General features: G+C 41.5%; 14 protein-coding genes and 1 other annotated feature. Of the genes, 8 read left to right on the forward strand and 6 right to left on the reverse strand.

Annotated elements, in window-relative coordinates:
- Nucleotides 1-98: 98 nt before the first annotated feature.
- The gene (locus tag OCV27_RS02505) at nucleotides 99-779 is read right to left on the reverse strand and encodes a TIGR00153 family protein (RefSeq protein WP_171359509.1); all 681 of its coding nucleotides are present in this window, start codon (nucleotides 777-779) and stop codon (nucleotides 99-101) included.
- Between the two features lie 203 nt (nucleotides 780-982).
- Between OCV27_RS02505 and OCV27_RS02510 the strand changes: the two genes are divergently transcribed.
- Entirely contained in the window at nucleotides 983-2500 is a 1518-nt protein-coding gene (locus OCV27_RS02510) for a CYTH and CHAD domain-containing protein (protein WP_125320226.1), read from the forward strand.
- Between the two features lie 41 nt (nucleotides 2501-2541).
- On the opposite strand, the gene OCV27_RS02515 is transcribed toward OCV27_RS02510, so the two are convergent.
- Nucleotides 2542-3291, reverse strand: coding sequence for a potassium channel family protein (locus OCV27_RS02515; protein ID WP_125320225.1), 750 nt, complete (start codon nucleotides 3289-3291; stop codon nucleotides 2542-2544).
- 430 nt (nucleotides 3292-3721) lie between these two features.
- Between OCV27_RS02515 and glnE the strand changes: the two genes are divergently transcribed.
- Entirely contained in the window at nucleotides 3722-6562 is a 2841-nt protein-coding gene (glnE, locus tag OCV27_RS02520) for a bifunctional [glutamate--ammonia ligase]-adenylyl-L-tyrosine phosphorylase/[glutamate--ammonia-ligase] adenylyltransferase (protein ID WP_125320224.1), read from the forward strand.
- A 60-nt stretch (nucleotides 6563-6622) separates the two neighbouring features.
- Nucleotides 6623-8053, forward strand: a complete 1431-nt coding sequence (hldE, locus tag OCV27_RS02525; protein WP_125320223.1) for a bifunctional D-glycero-beta-D-manno-heptose-7-phosphate kinase/D-glycero-beta-D-manno-heptose 1-phosphate adenylyltransferase HldE — start codon at nucleotides 6623-6625, stop codon at nucleotides 8051-8053.
- A gap of 61 nt (nucleotides 8054-8114) precedes the next feature.
- On the opposite strand, the gene arcA is transcribed toward hldE, so the two are convergent.
- On the reverse strand, nucleotides 8115-8831 hold the full coding sequence (arcA, locus tag OCV27_RS02530) for a two-component system response regulator ArcA (protein WP_125320222.1): 717 nt from the start codon (nucleotides 8829-8831) through the stop codon (nucleotides 8115-8117).
- Between the two features lie 323 nt (nucleotides 8832-9154).
- On the opposite strand from arcA, the gene OCV27_RS02535 reads away from it, so the two are divergent.
- Nucleotides 9155-9409 (forward strand): DUF3293 domain-containing protein, encoded by a 255-nt coding sequence (locus OCV27_RS02535; protein ID WP_245986678.1) that lies wholly within the window; start codon nucleotides 9155-9157, stop codon nucleotides 9407-9409.
- Between the two features lie 163 nt (nucleotides 9410-9572).
- Nucleotides 9573-10058, forward strand: coding sequence for a putative 4-hydroxy-4-methyl-2-oxoglutarate aldolase (locus OCV27_RS02540; protein ID WP_125320220.1), 486 nt, complete (start codon nucleotides 9573-9575; stop codon nucleotides 10056-10058).
- A 26-nt stretch (nucleotides 10059-10084) separates the two neighbouring features.
- Here OCV27_RS02540 and OCV27_RS02545 read toward each other — a convergent pair whose 3' ends face one another.
- On the reverse strand, nucleotides 10085-10546 hold the full coding sequence (locus tag OCV27_RS02545; RefSeq protein ID WP_125320219.1) for a hypothetical protein: 462 nt from the start codon (nucleotides 10544-10546) through the stop codon (nucleotides 10085-10087).
- Nucleotides 10547-10827: 281 nt separating this feature from the next.
- Nucleotides 10828-10947 (forward strand) — a sequence feature (Thr leader region).
- A 29-nt stretch (nucleotides 10948-10976) separates the two neighbouring features.
- On the opposite strand from OCV27_RS02545, the gene thrA reads away from it, so the two are divergent.
- Genes thrA through thrC form a run of 3 tightly spaced genes read left to right on the forward strand, consistent with a single transcriptional unit; the run spans nucleotide 10977 to nucleotide 15690 of the window.
- On the forward strand, nucleotides 10977-13436 hold the full coding sequence (thrA, locus tag OCV27_RS02550) for a bifunctional aspartate kinase/homoserine dehydrogenase I (RefSeq protein WP_125320218.1): 2460 nt from the start codon (nucleotides 10977-10979) through the stop codon (nucleotides 13434-13436).
- 17 nt (nucleotides 13437-13453) lie between these two features.
- A complete protein-coding gene (gene thrB, locus OCV27_RS02555) occupies nucleotides 13454-14410 on the forward strand; it encodes a homoserine kinase (protein ID WP_125320253.1) in 957 nt (318 codons plus the stop codon).
- Nucleotides 14407-15690 (forward strand): threonine synthase, encoded by a 1284-nt coding sequence (thrC, locus tag OCV27_RS02560; protein WP_125320217.1) that lies wholly within the window; start codon nucleotides 14407-14409, stop codon nucleotides 15688-15690. The genes thrB and thrC overlap by 4 nt, the downstream gene beginning before the upstream one ends.
- A gap of 74 nt (nucleotides 15691-15764) precedes the next feature.
- Here thrC and btuF read toward each other — a convergent pair whose 3' ends face one another.
- Both btuF and OCV27_RS02570 read right to left on the reverse strand, forming a co-directional pair.
- Nucleotides 15765-16586, reverse strand: coding sequence for a vitamin B12 ABC transporter substrate-binding protein BtuF (gene btuF, locus OCV27_RS02565; protein WP_125320216.1), 822 nt, complete (start codon nucleotides 16584-16586; stop codon nucleotides 15765-15767).
- Nucleotides 16587-17540 carry a cobalamin biosynthesis family protein gene (locus OCV27_RS02570; protein WP_125320215.1) on the reverse strand — a complete coding sequence of 318 codons (954 nt, stop codon included), beginning with the start codon at nucleotides 17538-17540 and terminating at the stop codon, nucleotides 16587-16589.
- Nucleotides 17541-17551: the final 11 nt, after the last annotated feature.

Genomic DNA, 17551 nt, shown 5'->3' on the forward strand with positions numbered 1-17551 from the left:
CGGAGCAAATTAGACACGACAAAGCCCCTCAGCGTCAAATTATGTGTCGCTTATTGGGGAGTGTTTAAAATGCTCTTCGTTATTTAGTTACTTAATGTTTATGAACGGGACAGCATGAGTTCAAGGCGTGCACCAACGCGTTGCGCCTGATCTGCTATGCCACCTACCCATTCAAGAATTTTGTATAGAAACATCACATCGATTGGATTAAGACTGTCTTCGACTGCCATTAGCTGCTGGCGAAGAACTATCTGCATTGCATCGGTGTCATCTTCAATTTCATCTAGCTGGTGGATCATCTCTGCCACAAGCGTCACTTCGCGGCCTTTGAATCCAGTTTCCAACAATTCATCGAGTTCGTTGATTACTTTTTGCGCTTGATTAGCTGCGTCAAGGCAACGTTTTACATACGCAATAAAGTTTTCTTGGAGAGGTTCGGGGATAATTAATTGTCGGCCATATACACGGCCAGCAATGTCTTTGGCTAGGTTTGCCAGCTTGTCTTGCTGTGTGAGAAGTTCGAGCATATCGCTACGATCAACAGGCATAAACAAACCGCGAGGTAGTTTTAGACGAATTTCACGTTTTAAAACATCGGCTTCTTTCTCTAAATGCGAGATTTGTGCGCGAATTTCTGATGCTTTTTCCCAGTCTCCTTTTGAACAGACTTCAAAGAAGTTGACTAGGTGTGAGCAACATTCGTTTACACACACGACGTGGCGTTGCAAAGGCTTGATTGGGGACTTTGCAAATAACCCCATAATTGTATTTACTGGCATGGTCATTCAACCTATTAATATAACCTAAAAATAACATATACCATTCATGGCGAAATGTTGAACGATGGCTATAAAGGCGCGCATGTTAACGCATTAAATCCATCATTAAAACTGTTTTAGGTCATCATTGCAGTGATATTTCTTTCTTGCTCAGTTTGAAAATTGGCAATATTCTGTTTATATCTGCTTTTAAAGGGCTAGCTATGGAAAACGAGATTGAGCTGAAATTTTTTGTTTCTCCCGAATTTTCAAATACTTTGCAAGAGATGATTACGCAAGAAACAATACTCCAGCATAGCCGTCGTGAGCTGGGTAATATTTACTTTGACACACCGGATAATTGGCTACGTGTTCATGATATTGGTCTTCGTATTCGTCGCTTTGACGATGTGTATGTTCAAACCGTCAAAACGTCTGGTCGCGTTGTGGCTGGTTTACATCAGAGACCCGAGTACAATGCAGAGCATAGCAGTAATGAGCCCCTGTTGAGTCTTCACCCGTCAGATATATGGCCACTAGACAAAGATATTGCATTATTACAGTCAGAAATCGTACCCATTTTTACTACTGATTTTATTCGTGAGCAGTGGTTGATTGCGATGCAAGATGGCAGCCAAATCGAAGTAGCTTTTGACCAAGGGACAGTAGAAGCAGGTAAAAAACAGGAGCCTATTTGCGAAATTGAGTTGGAGTTAAAGTCAGGGCAAACTGATGCTTTGTTTACTCTAGCTCGCCGTTTGTCTGCACATGGGGGCCTTCGCCTTGGAAATTTGAGTAAAGCGGCTAAAGGTTATCGGCTTGCAAGTGATTATCAAGGTGATGAGGCTAAACCATTAGCTTTGGTTAATACAGATAAACACGATACGGTGGAATATTGCTTTATCCATTCTCTTGAACATGGTTTGTCACATTGGCTTTATCATGAACAAATCTATGCTGAACGAGTATCAATAGAATCATTACACCAAATACAAAGCGCTATTAGCTTTATTCGTCAAGTGTTTACCGTTTACGGTGGTGCTGTTCCGCGTCGGGCAAGTGCTTTGATCCGTCAAGAGTTGAAATGGCTAGAGCAATCATTGGAATGGCTTAATGACTTTGATTACATTGAGGCTTTACTTGATGATAAGGGGCACGTTTTGCGTAAACTTGACGCCCGTAAATTTCTGGTTGGTGAGCTAAGACTAACCCAAGAATCTTTGCCAAGTCGGGAGGATATGCTAACCCTATTTAATTCCGCGAGATATATTGGATTGCTGCTTGATCTTAGCCGTTGGATTTTAACTCGGGGTTGGCGGCCTTTTCTTGATGATAAATTAGAGGATAAAATTGCCCTGACTATTGAACCTTTCTCTTTTAAACAACTCGATCGTACTTGGGCTGAATTGATGGAAGCATTTCCTCCGGAGCATTCTCTGTGCAGTCAGGATTATATCGATCAACGCTATCGCCTGATGCGTAATTTATACACAGGGTTGAGCTTTGCCAGTTTGTTTGATGCTGAAGAGCGTAATCGTTTTAGGCTACCATGGCGTGATTTACTGCATGGTATTGATGATCTACTTAAACTCAGAACGTTAGATAAACTAGTCGATAAGTTAGAGGGAGAAGAGCAAGAACAGCTTCAACGCTGGCTCTCTCGTCAAGAGAGGTCTATTTTACACGCAATGGAACAAACTCGAGTGATTTGTATCGAAGCGCAGCCATATTGGCAAGACTAGACTCGTACACTCTAGTCATAGGGAGCCGATGGTTCCCTATCTCATTTTTTTTGTTTTTCAAGACTCTCTAGACGTTTAAGTATCTCTTGCTGTTGTTCGAGTACTTCAAGTAATAGCCGTTCTTTGTTTTCTGAGCGCTGCGCCTGAACCTCTGTCGGTGATGTGATAAGCGAAGTAATAAGGCCAGAAATCATACCAAAAATCCCTACTCCACAGATAATTAGCCCTGAAGCGAGAATCTTGCCTGCATTAGTTACAGGGAAATGGTCTCCATAACCTACCGTTGAAATTGTTACTAGTGCCCACCATATGGCATCCCCACCTGTTTGAATGTTTGCGTCGGGCGACTTACTTTCCAAAAACAACATTATGCTTGATCCTATGGTGAGTAATATCACCATCAGCAGTAATATAGAAGCAAGAGTAGTTTCACGGCGATTTATCATCAACTGCTTGACTAAAGATCGGCTCGATCTGATGACCAAAATGACGCGTAAGATGTGAAATAGGCGCGCAAAGCGCAGCGGTTCAACCATTGGAATACTGGCAATAAAATCTATCCAGTGGCGTTTGATATATTGCAGTCGATTTGCAGATCGGATCCAATCAATTGTGAGTTGAAGAAGGAAAATACTGCAGATAACAAAGTCTAAGCTGATAAGAACTTGGCGTGTAGGTTCTTTAAGTGGGAAAAACAGTAATGCGGAAATCACAAATAGTGCCATAAATGACAGTACTAGCGATAATAAGCTCATTGGTTTTACATCGTCTTTGATATCATTATTCTCCATGTTTTGACTCAATTTGATATTACTTTTTCGATTTAACGTTCACAATCAACGGCAGTATTATAGGTTCTGATTGTGTACAAGGCTGCTGGTCACTATATAAGAACTAGCGAAGAACTAACAATGACAAACATAGCATGTAAGTCATCAACTATATTCAAATGCTGCTAGATAGCAGAGCAGTATTGCTGAAGAGATGAACAAGAACTTAACCAATATGATGCATGAGTTGGTTGAAAATGTCTTATCGTTGCTTTGGCGCGATTAGACAGGTCAAAGGAGATGCAAAAATGAGTAGTCTCTTGATGCTAAGATCGCATCTTTCACTGTTTGATTGTTAAAATATCTTTAATATGCTTCCACTGATTGTTAGTGGGTATTTTTTATTGGTATAACACCGTTATAAATCTTTTCACTAACCCAAGGAAGAACCATGCAATTGCCCGACAATCTTGTTTGTGTGTCCCAAAATGCGCTAGAGCCCCTAGTTCAACTTGATGCCATCCAACATTGGTCCAAGGCTCTGCGTGAACAACTGAGCTATGTTGCAGGCTTGAGTCAGTTTGTCGTAGATTCGTTACAAAAAGATCATGACCTACAAGAGAGTTTGCCCGAAATGTTAGAGCAGCCGTCTCGATATAAAAACTATCGCTCTTGCCTTGCTAAATATCTGGCTAATTGTAACGATGAGGCGCAAGGGCATAGAATTTTAAGGCAATTTCGTCGTCGAGAAATGGTTTACATTGCATGGAGAGACTTTCTTGGTAATTGGGATTTAGAGCAAAGCCTCGAACACTTATCTAAGTTAGCTGAAGCCATGCTTTTTGAAACCTATCATTGGCAATATGATGCTTATTGTAAACTGTGGGGAACCCCTTGCAGTGCAGACGGTAAAGCTCAGCCTATGTTGATTATTGGTATGGGTAAACTTGGAGGTGGTGAACTCAATTTTTCATCTGATATTGATCTGATTTTTACCTACCCAGAGAATGGAGATACACAGGGCGCTGCTCGGAGTTTATCGAATGCTCAGTTTTTTACTCGCTTAGCTCAACGAATTATCAAAGCGCTAGATCAGCAAACTTTTGATGGTTTTTGTTACCGTGTCGATATGCGCTTACGTCCTTTCGGTGAAAGCGGACCTTTGGTCATGAGCTATGTGGCTTTGGAAGACTACTACCAAGAACAAGGTAGAGATTGGGAACGCTATGCAATGATCAAAGGCCGAGTCATGGGTAAGGAGATGTACTCGGAGTATCGGGTATTACGTCAAATGTTAAGGCCTTTTGTTTTTCGGCGTTATATTGATTTTAGTGCTATACAATCATTGCGCAGAATGAAGTCAATGATAAGTAGTGAGGTTCGGCGGCGTGGTTTAAAAAATAACATCAAGTTAGGAGCAGGGGGAATTCGTGAAATAGAATTTGTCGCTCAGGTGTTTCAACTTATTCGCGGTGGTAGGGAACCCAGCTTACGTCATCGAGGGCTCTTAAAAACCCTAGTTGCGGTTGAAACACTAGAGCTGTTATCTCGCGATAAAGTGGTACATCTTCGGCATGCATACCAATTTTTACGGCGTGTAGAGAATCTACTGCAAGCAATGACAGATCAACAGACTCAAACGCTACCAGAAAATGGGCAAGAACAATTGCAACTAGCAGTCGCAATGGGCTACGCAGGCTGGCCTCCTTTGTTTAAAGAAATACAAGCGCATATGCATAATGTACATCAGGTCTTTACTTGCTTGATAGGTGATGATGAAGAGGAATCATTAGAGGTTGCTAAGCACTACCATGAATTATGGGATATGGTGGAAAAGCTGGATGTTATAGAGGGGATTCTTGCTCAAGATATCGGCAGCCAAGAATGGGCAGATATGGCACAAACTATTATCAGCTTCAAGCGAGAACTGGCCAAAAAGACCCTTGGGCCCAGAGGTCGGGAAGTCCTAAATCGTTTAATGCCAAAGGTTTTTTGTGCAATCTATTCTCATCGTGATGCTAAGTATGGATTACCACGAGTCCTTCATCTATTACACAAGATTGTTACTCGTACTACCTACTTAGAGTTATTGGATGAATATCCAGCGGCTCTAACTCAATTAGTACGTCTGTGCACAGAAAGCCCAATGATCTCGGAGCAACTTGGCCGTTATCCCATTTTGCTTGATGAGTTGATTGATCCACAACATCTTTATAACCCAATTCCGTTCGAAAGTTATCGTTCAGAATTACGTGATTTTCTAGCTCGTATTCCAGAAAATGATATGGAGCAGCAAATGGAGGCGTTGCGCCAGTTCAAGCAAATCTGTATTTTGCGTATTGCTGCGGCAGATATTGCCGGCGCTTTACCTGTGATGAAAGTCAGCGATCACCTGACTTATCTTGCAGAAGCCATTGTCGACTCCGCAGTCAATCAAGCTTGGCTGCAAATGGTTGAAAAATATGGAGAGCCTACTCACCTTAAAGATCGAGAGGGTCGAGGTTTTGCTGTGATTGGGTATGGCAAAGTTGGAGGCTGGGAGCTTGGATATAATTCAGACTTGGATATTGTTTTCATTCATGACTGCCCCGCAGATATTTATACTGATGGGAAAAAAGAGCTTGATGGTCGGCAGTTTTATCTCCGTTTAGCCCAGCGTATCATACATATATTCTCGACTCGGACCGCTTCCGGCACATTGTATGAGGTAGATACACGTTTGCGTCCATCAGGTGCATCTGGGCTTTTAGTGACTACTGCTCAAGCTTTTGACGAATATCAGCAAAATGAAGCGTGGATATGGGAGCACCAAGCATTAGTGCGTGCTCGTATGATTTATGGTGATTCAGCTCTTGATAATGCTTTTTCACACATCAGGCACCATATTCTCAGCAGAATGCGTGAAGAGGCTCCCCTCAAAAAAGCAGTAGGTGAAATGCGTACTAAAATGCGCGAGCACCTCGGCGGTAAGAAATCAGGACGCTTTTTGCTTAAGCAAGATCCTGGAGGTATCACAGATGTGGAGTTTCTCGCTCAATATTTGGTCTTAAGATACAGCCATGAAAACCCTAAGTTAACGCGTTGGAGTGACAACGTGAGAATTTTCGAGTCCTTGATAGCTCAGGGGGTGATGGAAGAAGCTCCCGCAATAGCTTTAACCCATGCGTATACCACGATGCGCAATCATATTCATTATCGTAATTTGCTCAACTTAGATGCAGATGTGGACGAGGAAAAATTGTTTAAAGAGCGAGAGATTGTTAAGTCTCTCTGGCATGAGTGGTTAGAATAAGTTTAGCGCTTTATCTGCCTGTGTTAGACTTTTGCCCGAATTAGAACTTGGAGACCCACAATGAAACCAATCCTACCAAACTATAGTGATTCAGGCGTATTGATTATTGGTGACGTAATGTTAGATCGTTACTGGTATGGCCCGACTGGGCGTATTTCTCCAGAAGCGCCAGTCCCTGTAGTAAAAGTAGAAAATAATGAAGAGCGCCCAGGTGGGGCCGCTAACGTAGCAATGAATATTGCTTCTCTCGGTGGGCATGCTCATATTGTTGGTTTGACGGGGATTGATGAACCAGCCAAAGTCCTCAATGAGACTTTGTCAGCTCTCAAAGTAAAGTGTGATTTTGTGGCTTTACCCAGTTATCCGACCATCACAAAATTGCGAATATTGAGTCGTGGTCAACAACTAATTCGTTTGGACTTTGAAGATAAATTTGAAAATACTGAAGCAGAGCTTATTTTGGATAGGATGGAACAGGCTCTCCCTAAAGTTAAGTCAGTAGTTCTGTCTGACTATGATAAAGGGGCTCTAGAACATGTTCAGCTATTCATTCAAAAAGCACGAGCAGCCAAAGTGCCAGTTTTCATTGACCCCAAAGGTGCTGACTTTGAACGTTATCGCGGTGCGACTTTATTGACTCCCAATTTAACTGAATTTGAACTTGTTGCTGGTAAGGTTAAAACAGATCAAGAGTTAGTAGATAAAGGTTTAGCTCTTATCGATAAATATGATTTTGAAGCACTTCTTGTAACGCGAAGCGAGCATGGAATGACGTTATTACGTCGTGGTCAAGAGCCATTCCACTTGCCTACTTTAGCAAAAGAAGTATTTGACGTGACAGGTGCTGGAGATACGGTTATTTCAGTTCTTGCCGCTTCAGTTGCTTCTGGTAAGCCGCTTGATGAAGCCTGTGCTCTGGCTAATGCTGCAGCTGGTGTTGTGGTCGGTAAACTTGGTACATCAACGGTATCAACAATAGAGCTCGCAGAAGCGGTCCATGGAAGTCAAGATACAGACTTTGGTGTGGTCACTGAGCCATCACTAATTGATGCTGTAAAAAAAGCGCAGTCTAAGGGAGAGAAAGTAGTGATGACTAACGGTTGTTTCGACATTCTCCATGCAGGACACGTTTCTTATCTTAACCATGCGGCAAAACTTGGAGATCGTCTTATTGTTGCTGTCAACACAGATGAATCGGTAAAAAACTTGAAAGGACCTGGACGTCCGGTTAACCCAACGGATCGTAGAATGGCCGTTCTTGCAGGTTTAGGAGCAGTTGACTGGGTTGTACCTTTTGAAGAAGAAACGCCACAGCGCCTTATTGCAGAAGTATTACCTGATTTGCTGGTCAAAGGTGGAGATTACAAGCCTGAAGATATTGCTGGTGGTAAAGAAGTGATTGTTAACGGTGGGGAGGTCAAGGTTCTCAACTTTGAAGAAGGATGTTCAACTACCGAAATTATCGATGCAATCAAAGGTGAAAGAGGGTAAATCCCATCGTAATAAAAATGGAGCCAAGGAGCTCCATTTTTATTACAGTATATAGGATTAGTTACTCGTCTAAGTCACCACAAAAACGGTAACCTTCTCCGTGAATGGTTGCAATGATCTCTGGAGTTCCAGATACAGATTCAAAGTGTTTACGTATTCTTCGAATCGTGACATCAACCGTCCTGTCATGAGGTTTTAGTTCTCGGCCTGTCATCTTTTTCAGCAGATCTGCTCGTGTCTGGATCTTGCCTGGATTTTCACAGAAGTGAAGTAAGGCTCTAAACTCGGAACGAGGAAGCTTGTAATCTTCACCGCTTGGGCTTACTAGTGAGCGACTATTAATATCTAAAACCCAGCCATTAAATTCATATTTTTCTACACTACGTTTATCTTCACTCAAAGTGCTGGAACTCATTGAGCGATTGAGTAGGTTACGAGCTCGAATGGTCAATTCTCTTGGGTTGAATGGCTTGGTGATGTAGTCATCGGCACCTATTTCAAGGCCTAAGATTTTGTCAACCTCATTGTCACGTCCAGTCAAGAACATTAACGCCACATTAGCTTGCTCACGAAGCTCGCGTGCAAGTAGAAGACCATTCTTTCCAGGTAAATTAATATCCATAATCACCAGATTAACCTGATTGTCAGACAGCACTTGGTGCATCTCTTCACCGTCACTGGCCTCAAAAACAGCGTATCCCTCTGCTTCAAAAATACTCTTTAGAGTGTTACGAGTTACTTGCTCATCTTCGACAATAAGAATGTGCGGGGTTTGCATTGGCGGTACCTAAACTTGTGAAAAAATTGTGCTAATAGAATAAATTCTAGGCAAAAACCTAACATACAGTTAATGTGATGTTGATAATAAACCAAAGATTTTAAAAGTACATCGTTTCTTTGATTGCCCGCCTTCCTTGGATTCAATACATTCTTGAGATCCTTTATCCTCACGCTTCCTATCAGTCTTTGAAGCGAATTCTATAATGTTAACAGCATGCTAACAATGTCAGAATGTTAATTCCATTCACTTTGTTGATTTATATCAAGAGTTAGAATGTAACAAAAATTAATAGTCGATAACATATATGAAGCTTGGATGATATGGTGATAGATGAACTCCTTTGGCAACAATATTCAGAACCTTACTTTAAGTTTACTCACTCACTAGAGTTTGAAGAGTTTGCTATTATCACTGCGTGGAACCCAAATAGTCAGTGGCAACCTAAAGTAGAAAATGATCGTAGCAATCACAGTCTAGTTGAAGAATTTGGTCATACTTACTTTAGTGAGGTTTATGTGGGTGATAGGAACTTCAATTGGGTTGAAACTAGCTTTGCAGTCGTCATATCGGAGTAACAAGCTTTATATTTAGGACAAAAATATCAGCAGAATGCTATTTACTATGTGATGAATGATGAGTTGTTTTTGTTATCTTGTTTAGCTGATCAAACAAAAGTTAGTCTTGGTAGTTGTTTACAACGATGCAGGTAAGACTTAAGAGCATTTTCATGGAGGAGTAATGAAAGATATAACACCGGATATATGTGATAAACATGAAGATAAAGTAACCTCATTGAATATACCTCTGCACACTTTTGGTAATAAATATGCGTTCTGGGGAGAAATTGTTACCGTACGTTGCTACCACGACAACTCGAAAGTCAGGGAGATGTTAAGTCAGGACGGTAAAGGAAAAGTGTTGATCGTTGATGGTCATGGTTCTTGCCAAGAAGCATTACTTGGCGGTCAACTAGCGATTTTGGCCATCGATAATGACTGGGAGGGGGTGATAGTCTATGGAGCTATTCGTGATGCTGGAGCGATGGCTGAAATGGAGTTTGGAATAAAAGCGTTAGGAACCTGCCCTTTTAAGGCCGAGAAAAATGGGGCAGGTGAGACGAATGTGACTTTGACGATCCATAACCAGATGATTCAGCCAGGTGATTATGTCTATGCAGATTGGAATGGTGTACTTATGTCCACAGAGTTGCTTGATTGGAGTTAGTAAGTGTTGTTGGGTGTGTTGTAGTTTTAAAAGCGAAAGCCAATACCAACTTCAACCCCTTGCTGCCATTCTTGGTGTTCGAGAGTGGCATGAATATCGAGATTTTCAGTCAATCTCATTCGGCTAGAAACTTCAGCAGAAATCATAGTTTCACTACCTAAAGTCGAATTTTCTTCTTGATAAGAATGTAGAGAACTTTGTACCGACACTCTGGGAGTAAGTTGATAACTGACACCGCTCAAAAAGCCACTTTCATTTACGGTCGTACTTTGATTTATGCGAGCACCGACGTAGACATCAATTTTATTAAATAGGTTATATGAATAACCGCCATCAATTTTCCACGTATCAAAATCATGTTGATCAGCTTCGCTTAGTAGAAAAAGTTTGTGTGGGGAGACTTTTTTTTGTGATGGTAGTGCAGGTAGCTCAGCTGCTATTGATGAACAGGCTGTAAGAGCAAGCAAAAGGTTTAGTTGTTTTTTCATTTGCTACTCCTTGTTTAAATTTCTCCACCGCACGATCAAGTAAAGCATAAAATGCAATCATCGCTAGCTATATTTAAGATAAAACTATCAATTAAATTATATGAAACCGAGCTCTTATTGTTTTTATCTAGTGTAACCTGTTGAAGTGTTTGGAAGAAGAGTGACAAGCGAGTAAAAATAAAAAAGTAAAAAAAAACCATTGACTCATGCTTAGTAAATAGGTTAAACGTATGGGTAAGAAAATACACTATCATCATAAATATCGCATATGCATCATTTAAGCCTATCAGTAATGACCACAACCATTATGATTACCGACATCAAAAATGTTGGAGCAGGCTGCTAAGCGAAATAAATTCAAAAAAAAGGCCTGTATCCAATGAGATACAGGCCTTTTTTTATACCCATTTACAAGCATTTGGAGGAAGAAATGCGTGTTTTAAAGTTTGGTGGCTCATCATTAGCTAATGCAGATAGGTTTCTGCGAGCGGCAGATATTATTGCTAATAATGCCCAACAAGAAGAAGTTGCTGTTGTGCTTTCTGCACCAGGAAAAACAACCAATAAGTTAGTTGCTGTTATTGATGGAGCACTAAAAAACGGTGAGGCTGAGTTACAGTTAGCAGATCTGGAAGCTTCCCTACGAGAATTGTACCAAGAGATAAAACAAGCTTTACCCAATCTTAATAGCACTGGATATGACAACCAAGTTAAAACCTCTTTAGGTCAGCTGCGTCAATTTGTGCATGGGATAAACCTATTAGGTATGTGTCCAAGTAATGTTAACGCTCGTATCATAAGTAAAGGTGAACGCGTTTCCATTCAACTGATGAAAGCGGTCTTGGAAGCTAAAGGTCAATCAGCCAGTCTAATTGACCCTGTTAAGTACCTCTATGCTCAGGGAGATCCCCTAGAGGCAATGGTTGATGTTGAAGTATCCACCCAAAACTTCCGTCAAAACCCATTGCCACAAGGAACTGTCAATATCATGCCCGGTTTTACAGCAGGAAATGAAGAAGGCGAGCTAGTGACTTTGGGCCGTAATGGTTCAGATTATTCCGCGGCGGTTTTAGCGGCCTGTTTACGTGCTGAGTGTTGTGAGATCTGGACAGATGTGGACGGTGTTTATAATTGTGACCCTCGTTTAGTTGCTGACGCTCGCTTATTGAAATCTTTAAGCTATCAAGAAGCGATGGAGCTCTCTTACTTTGGTGCCTCGGTACTTCATCCCAAAACTATTGCTCCTATTGCCCAGTTCCATATTCCTTGCTTAATAAAAAATAGTTTCAACCCACAAGGAGCGGGGACACTGATTAGCCAAGATACTGGTGAAGATAAGTTATCCATTAAGGGCATTACCACACTCAGTGACCTGACAATGGTCAATGTTTCTGGCCCAGGTATGAAAGGCATGGTGGGAATGGCAAGCCGAGTCTTTGGCGCTATGTCCTCAACGGGTGTTTCAATTGTTTTGATTACTCAATCTTCTTCAGAGTACAGCATTAGTTTTTGCATTGAAGCTAAAGATAGAGTTACTGCTCAGCAAGCACTCAACAACTCGTTTGAACTTGAGCTAAAAGAGGGTTTATTAGAGCCTGTTGACTTTATAGATGATGTCGCAATTGTGACCTTAGTTGGTGATGGAATGCGTACTTCAAGAGGCGTTGCTTCACAGTTCTTCTCTTCATTGGCTGAAGTTAATGTGAACATTGTTGCTATTGCTCAAGGTTCATCAGAACGTGCGATTTCTGCTGTAATACCAGAAGATAAAATTTCAGAAGCGATCAAAGCTTGTCATGAAAACTTATTTAACTCAAAGCACTTCCTCGATGTTTTTGTGGTTGGAATTGGTGGAGTTGGTGGTGAACTCGTTGATCAAATTCAGCGCCAGCAAGTGAAGCTAGCGGATAAAGGCATCGTTCTTAGAGTTTGTGGGCTTGCCAATAGTAAAGGCTTGTTGCTAGACAGTGAAGGTCTACCTTTGGAGCATTGGCGCGACCGTATGAATGATTCAACTGAAGAGTTTAGCCTTGCTCGGCTTATTGCTTTGGTTCAGCGTAATCACATTATCAATCCGGTATTGGTTGATTGTACTTCTTCTGAATCAATTGCCAATCAATATACTGATTTTCTAGCAGCAGGGTTTCATGTAGTGACACCAAACAAAAAAGCCAATACTGCTAGTATGGCTTATTATCATCAGCTTAGGGATATTGCACGTAGCTCTCGCCGTAAACTTATGTACGAAACAACAGTAGGTGCAGGCTTACCTGTGATTGAAAACTTGCAAAATCTGATTTCGGCAGGCGATGAACTAGAACGGTTTAGCGGTATTCTTTCCGGTTCACTTTCCTATATTTTCGGTAAGCTTGATGAAGGTATGACATTAAGTCAGGCAACTAATATAGCCAAAGAAAATAGCTTTACTGAGCCAGATCCTAGAGATGATCTATCTGGCATGGATGTCGCACGTAAATTATTGATCCTTGCTCGTGAGGCTGGAATGAATCTAGAGCTAGAAGACGTGATTGTTGAAAAGGCATTGCCACCTGGTTTTGATGACTCGGGCAGTGTCGAGGAATTTATGGTTAGGCTTCCTGAAGCTGATGCATATTTCCAAAAGCTCTCTAGTGAAGCGGCAGATGAAGGAAAGGTGTTGCGTTATGTTGGAGAAATTCTTGATGGTCAGTGCCGTGTCAGTATTTCTGCAGTTAATGATAGTGACCCAATGTTCAAAATAAAAGATGGCGAAAATGCTTTGGCTTTCTACAGTCGATATTACCAACCAATTCCGCTTGTATTACGTGGTTATGGTGCGGGTACAGAAGTGACAGCAGCTGGTGTATTCTCCGATGTTATGCGTACGTTAGGATGGAAACTAGGGGTTTAAAACGAATGAGTATTGGTATGGATGTCGTGGTCTACGCACCAGCGTCGATAGGTAATGTCAGTGTGGGTTTTGATGTCCTTGGTGCTGCCGTGTCTCCAGTTGATGGGTCATTGCTAGGTGATCGAGTGATGGTAAAGGCAGGTAATGAACCTTTTCGCTTAAAAACAGCTGGAAATTTTGTTTCTAAGTTGCCACAAAACCCTAAAGAAAATATTGTTTATGATTGTTGGCGAGTGTTTGCAAGAGAATTGGATAAAGAAGGTATCGACTTACTGTCTTTAGAGATGACCCTTGAGAAAAATATGCCTATTGGATCTGGTTTAGGCTCCAGCGCGTGTTCGATAGTCGCTGCCTTAGATGCGTTAAATCAATTTCACGGTAATCCACTTGAGCAAACGCAGCTTCTTGCACTTATGGGTGAAATGGAAGGGCAGATCTCTGGCGGTGTTCACTATGATAATGTTGCTCCATGCTTCCTCGGTGGCGTGCAGTTAATATTAGAAGAACTAGATATTATTAGTCAGGAAGTCCCTTGTTTTGATGACTGGTTTTGGGTTATGGCCTATCCGGGAATAAAAGTATCCACAGCAGAGGCTCGAGAGATCCTCCCTTCTCAATATCGTCGCCAGGATATTATTGCGCATGGGCGACATTTAGCTGGTTTTATTCATGCTTGTCATTCTAACCAGCCAGAATTAGCAGCTCAAATGATCAAAGATGTGATAGCTGAGCCGTACCGAGAAAAGCTATTGCCGAGATTTTCCGATGCTCGAAAGTATGCAGAGACAGCTGGCGCATTAACCACGGGGATTTCAGGTAGTGGGCCAACACTATTTAGTATATGTAAAGAGAAAGACGTCGCTGAGCAAATTGCTCGTTGGCTAGAACAGAACTACATACAAAATCAAGCAGGATTCGTCCATATTTGTCAGTTAGACAAGCAGGGATCCAAAGTAACAGGAAGTGAGCTATGAAGCTTTACAACATAAAAGAAAATGATCAACAAGTGTCTTTTGCTCAAGCTGTACGTCAAGGGTTAGGCCGTAACCAAGGTTTATTCTTTCCGTCAGAGTTGCCAAATTTTGAGGATATTGATGCGTTATTAGCCGAAGACTTTATTTCTCGTAGCACAAAAATCCTTTCAACTTTGATTGGTGATGAATTATCAGAAGAAGCAGTTAATGCGATAGTCGACGCAGCTTTTCAGTTTCCAGCACCGATTAAGCCAGTAACAGATAACATCTATGCATTAGAATTATTCCACGGTCCTACACTTGCATTTAAAGACTTTGGTGGCCGTTTTATGGCTCAGTCATTAGCAGTGGTTTCTGATGTTGGAAAAATTACAATTTTAACCGCTACGTCAGGTGATACTGGTGCTGCTGTTGCTCATGCTTTCTATGGTATGGAGGACATTAATGTCGTCATTCTATATCCAAAGGGAAAAATTAGCCCATTACAAGAGAAGCTATTTTGTACCTTAGGTAACAATATCCACACAGTCGCAATTGATGGTGATTTTGATGCCTGTCAGGCTCTTGTTAAACAAGCGTTCGATGATTCAAAACTGCGAGATGATATAGGGCTGAACTCAGCCAATTCAATTAATATCAGTCGCTTAATGGCGCAGGTTTGTTATTACTTTGAAGCTGCAGCGCAAATGAGTAAAGAGCAGCGTAATAACTTAGTTATTTCAGTGCCAAGTGGTAATTTTGGTAACTTGACTGCCGGGCTTTTAGCAAAAGCGCTGGGGCTTCCTATCAAGCGCTTTATTGCAGCGACCAATGTTAATGATACAGTACCGCGTTACTTGGATTCGGGTAATTGGGAGCCTAAACCTACAATAGCAACAACTTCAAATGCAATGGATGTAAGTCAGCCAAATAACTGGCCGCGTATTGAAGAGCTATGCCGTATTAAAGAGTGGGGGTTAGAAACGCTTGGTAAAGGTGCTGTTACTGATGAGCAGAGTGCTCAGTCTGTACAAGTGCTTTTTGATAAGGGTTATTTATGTGAACCTCATGGAGCGATAGCTTATCGGGTATTAGATGAACAACTGAAAGAGGGTGAAACGGGGTTGTTTTTATGTACTGCCCACCCTGCTAAATTTAAGGAAGTTGTTGATGATATCCTCGATTCTAATATTGACCTTCCGGGGCCGCTCGCCAAGCACGCTGCAATGGATCTGCTTTCAGAAGATTTAGCCAATGATTTTGAGTTACTAAAAGAAGTGCTTTATCGAGTACAAGGGTAAAAGTAATAATGTAAAAAGATCACTTTGGTGATCTTTTTACATATGTGAATCCATAGGCTCTAGTTCGAGAGATGTTAGCTTTGTTTTCTTACCGTTTCAAAGTATGTACACACTTCTTTTAGAGCATTGATTGTTCTCGGAGTCGGTCTGTTTAGCCAGTCAGAGTTAAGAGGCCAAATGTAATTTTTTTGGCTGGCTGTCATTTGTTGTTTCCAACCTGACCATAAAGAAATAGCTGAAGAATGTTGTGATGAGAAAATAACATCGGGATTTTTCAAAATGACCTGTTCTTTTCCAACCTGAGGATAAGGAACTGGGCTATTTTTAAACACATTAACCCCACCGCAAAATGAAAATACTTCACTTGGCCAATGATTTTTTGCCACCGTCATCAATGGTTGATCGCTGAGCTGATAAAAGTAACTTACCGGAAAATCGACTTTATAATCTTGTCTGAGTTTTATCAGTTGTTCTCTGAAGTTTTTTGCAGCTTTTTGGCCAATAGTGGGGTCTTGTGCATACTGACTTAACGCTTCAATATGCATAGCAATGTCTTCTAGTGATTTGGTATTTACAGAGTACAGATTGATGTTAAATGCTTTGAGTTTATCTAGTTCTTTAACTGGGTTTCCTCCTGGCCAAGCAATAACAAGATCAGGTTGTAGGGCAATGATACGTTCAATCTTTATCCCCTGATGATTCGATACTTTCTCAAGTGATTTCGCTTGTGGTGGATAATCACTGTATTCACTAACAGCAATAAGTTTATCGCCCAGACCAGCGGCATAGGCCAGTTCGGTGATATGAGGGGCTAGACTTATAACTCGCTCTGCAGGCGCTGCGATTAGGTAGGTAGGTAGTAGAATTAAGAGTAAAATAAGCCGCTGAAAAAGCATTTAAATTCCCTGATAGATAAGTCCCATGATGGCACTTTGCAGCATTATCCAGGCAAACATTCTCCATGCAAGTAAACGTTGTACCTGAGCAATATGAATGGCTGAAGGGGCGATTCTTCCTCCGAGTTTACTCCGAACCGCTTTTCTTCCATCGTATATAGCAGGGCCACCAAGAGAAAGCTGTTGCTTTGCACCTACTGATATAATCAACCACGCAGGTCCTGGCAATGGCCAAGTACTTGCTTGTAATTTTAGGAGTGCAAAGACTTCACGTGTCCTCCCCCCCATTGCAATTATTAGAGCGAATAGACGCAGTGGAATGTAGTCTAGTATCGCGACTAATCGTATGACAGGAATACCAAAAGGTGAAAATCGCTTTCGGGAAGGAGACCATGCTCTGGCAAGCTCAACTGTCATACGATAGAGAAAAGCACCAACTCCACCCGCTAAGGCATACCAGAATAATACTGCTACCACATTTCGGCCATAGGACATGATAAGGGTTTCGGTTCCAGCTTTACCTAATCCAAGTAACGACAATGAGTGGGTTGAACGATTAACAATAGGCTTAAGAAGCATTTTTGCATGCTCTTTATCTTCTCTTGCTATTGCTAAAACAAAGTGGCTAGTAAATTTATCGGTGTTGCGCCAATCAATGGCAAGCAGCAGTAGAGCGAGATCAAATAATTGCACCTGCCAAACGAGAGGTTTTAATGCTAGGAGAATAGCAAGCATGGGTATGGTCATTAGCAGCATTGCTAAGATGCCAGAAATTATGCTTTGAGAGTAATTGGTGTTGGTATTAACTTTGTCTGCTAACTGTTCTGCAAATTTATGCCACAGAATGGCAGGGTGCGCCTCACGTGGAAATGGCAGTATCAGATGACACAACAAAGCGCCCCACAACACCAGCAGGGCACCATTTGAATACAACTGATTAAAGATAGTTTCCACGACTATCAGCA

Origin of the sequence: Vibrio pectenicida (assembly GCA_024347015.1) — a bacterium.
Classification (GTDB): domain Bacteria; phylum Pseudomonadota; class Gammaproteobacteria; order Enterobacterales; family Vibrionaceae; genus Vibrio; species Vibrio pectenicida.

Excerpts from the sequence above, each read along its gene's own strand:
- OCV27_RS02540 (WP_125320220.1), top strand. The coding sequence starts at position 9,573 with ATGAAAGATATAACACCGGATATATGTGATAAACATGAAGATAAAGTA.
- OCV27_RS02510 (WP_125320226.1), top strand. The coding sequence starts at position 983 with ATGGAAAACGAGATTGAGCTGAAATTTTTTGTTTCTCCCGAATTTTCA.
- thrA (WP_125320218.1), top strand. The coding sequence starts at position 10,977 with ATGCGTGTTTTAAAGTTTGGTGGCTCATCATTAGCTAATGCAGATAGG.
- thrC (WP_125320217.1), top strand. The coding sequence starts at position 14,407 with ATGAAGCTTTACAACATAAAAGAAAATGATCAACAAGTGTCTTTTGCT.
- arcA (WP_125320222.1), bottom strand. The coding sequence starts at position 8,831 with ATGCAAACCCCGCACATTCTTATTGTCGAAGATGAGCAAGTAACTCGT.
- OCV27_RS02535 (WP_245986678.1), top strand. The coding sequence starts at position 9,155 with ATGGTGATAGATGAACTCCTTTGGCAACAATATTCAGAACCTTACTTT.
- OCV27_RS02515 (WP_125320225.1), bottom strand. The coding sequence starts at position 3,291 with ATGGAGAATAATGATATCAAAGACGATGTAAAACCAATGAGCTTATTA.
- OCV27_RS02505 (WP_171359509.1), bottom strand. The coding sequence starts at position 779 with ATGCCAGTAAATACAATTATGGGGTTATTTGCAAAGTCCCCAATCAAG.
- btuF (WP_125320216.1), bottom strand. The coding sequence starts at position 16,586 with ATGCTTTTTCAGCGGCTTATTTTACTCTTAATTCTACTACCTACCTAC.
- OCV27_RS02545 (WP_125320219.1), bottom strand. The coding sequence starts at position 10,546 with ATGAAAAAACAACTAAACCTTTTGCTTGCTCTTACAGCCTGTTCATCA.
- glnE (WP_125320224.1), top strand. The coding sequence starts at position 3,722 with ATGCAATTGCCCGACAATCTTGTTTGTGTGTCCCAAAATGCGCTAGAG.
- hldE (WP_125320223.1), top strand. The coding sequence starts at position 6,623 with ATGAAACCAATCCTACCAAACTATAGTGATTCAGGCGTATTGATTATT.
- thrB (WP_125320253.1), top strand. The coding sequence starts at position 13,454 with ATGGATGTCGTGGTCTACGCACCAGCGTCGATAGGTAATGTCAGTGTG.